The sequence below is a fragment of the Candidatus Darwinibacter acetoxidans genome (genome assembly GCF_041936445.1).
In the GTDB taxonomy this organism is placed as follows: Bacteria; Bacillota; Limnochordia; order Darwinibacteriales; family Darwinibacteriaceae; genus DTU010.
The window spans coordinates 1-1,830 of the sequence record NZ_JBHGXH010000260.1 but is presented as its reverse complement, the minus strand read 5'-3'; the positions used below and the strand labels follow the sequence as shown (position 1 = coordinate 1,830).

At 56.1% G+C, this 1,830-nt stretch carries 1 pseudogene; it reads right to left on the bottom strand.

The annotated features are described in order from the left end of the window. Nucleotides 1–1,716: pseudogene (locus ACE4YL_RS09880) on the bottom strand (DUF499 domain-containing protein); the annotation flags it as partial. Nucleotides 1,717–1,830 lie beyond the last annotated feature (114 nt).

Below are 1,830 nucleotides of genomic sequence, written 5' to 3'. Positions count from 1 at the left end.
CGGTTTAGGAGGCAAGGTGGTACCGCCACCGGGCTCTGGCGGTGCCTTTAATGTCCTGGCTTTATCCTTGAGCAAGAGAAATACCTGGGGTTCAAAGCTAACCTCCTCCGGCCCAATTTCTTCAGCAAACCATACCCGCTCGTAAGTGCCGCCGGGCTTCAGGTTGGAAGCCAGGCCGAAGTCACCACGTGCCACAAATTCAACAATTTTTCGCCGCAAAGTAGCATCCGGGTCAAGCAGCCGGGTCAGCGAACCGTCAAGGAAGCTCTTCCGCAGGCTGGATAGGGGCCAGGCACCGGATTCCTTCAGAGCAGGGGGCCACCAATGCCGTTCAATATAGCCTGCACCTACAGATTCGCTCAATAAACCTTTAGCTTTTAGGGCTGTAATTGCCCGGTCGCTCAAAGTTTCTCCACTGCTGGCATGGCCCGCTCCCAGGTCTATGACCTTGAGCCAATCAGGCTCATTTTTATCCAGGATAACCGCGTAACGATAGCCGCCCCAGACCTCATCTTTGGCGGCTGTCTCCGCTTCAGCCACATTCCCTCGAATATCCGCCAGGTCGGCTTGATCAAATTCACCGCCCAGAGTGCCTTCGGCAACCTCCTTTTGAACCCTTCGCCAGGCCAGCCATAGCTCCACCTTTTCCCGCAGCTCCCGTCCCGGCTTCTTCAGGCACCAAACTAGCGCTGCCGGGTAAAGCCTATCTGAATTTCCTCGCCTCCTGGTCCATTCAGCTATCTGTTCGCGAATCGGACCTTTACCAGTCCATTCAACTGCCGGATCAACGACAACCAGGGTCAACCTGGGTGTATCCTGCACCGCAGTGCTATCGTCAGGAAACCATACTGGTGAAACGATCGCCCCCCGCTCGAACTCTTTCTTCACTAGGGAGCGCATGGCCGGAATAATCTCTGTTTCTTCATCCAGAGAAGCTCTACGGTCGTTTACTACTTTTTTAACAGTAGGCTGGTAGCCAATCCGGAAACCGTCCGTGCCGACGCGGCGAATAAAGTATGATTTGTTTTCCAGGGAAAAGGCAGCATTGTCTATAGAAGCTGTATCTACTTGCGGTTCCCCGAGCGCAAATCGAAGCTCGGGTAGATGAGCCACCCTGTCTACCTGCCCGCCAGAGGATTCGAAAAATATTGCCGTGCCAACCCGGCGATGAATGTTGCGCAGCGGACCACTGGTATCCGCATCCAGGGCTCGGGCATGAGATTGTTCACCGGCTATATCCGAATCAATAGCGGCAACCAACCGGGATTCACCCAACTGACCCAGCACTACACTGCGAAACTCCGGCACCTCAAGTGGCGCAGAGCCGAGAGTAATCAGGGGTTCGCGGCGGGCTTCGGTAAAGCCCGTCCGGTAAGCCCAGGAGATCCACTGCGCCAGCATGGCCAATGTGCCCCTGGTCTGCTGGTACTGGGAAAGAGCTTGCCATTTACGCTGAAAAACCGACAGCACCGCCGGATGGAATGGGAAACAGGAATCGTAACGCCTGCGCAGGTGTTCCCTGGCCCTAGCCTCGGTAACGGCACTGTCAACAGCGGTCCACTCAGGAGGCAGCTGTGCGCGGCGCTCAAAGCACCAGTCAGCGTATACTTTGGATACATTTTTACGTACCCGTTCGCTGCCAAGATCATCGAAAAGGCGCCGCCGCACAACCTCGCTAATTTCCGTCTCGTCATTGGCGATCAGGTCCTTGGCCACGCGCCTGACCACCTTGGTGATTCTCTCCTGCCATTGCATGTCCCAGTCGGTCATCTCCACCTGGCTGCGGGGCAGGCTGATCACGGCGGCACAATTGGTAGTGCCGGTTACGGC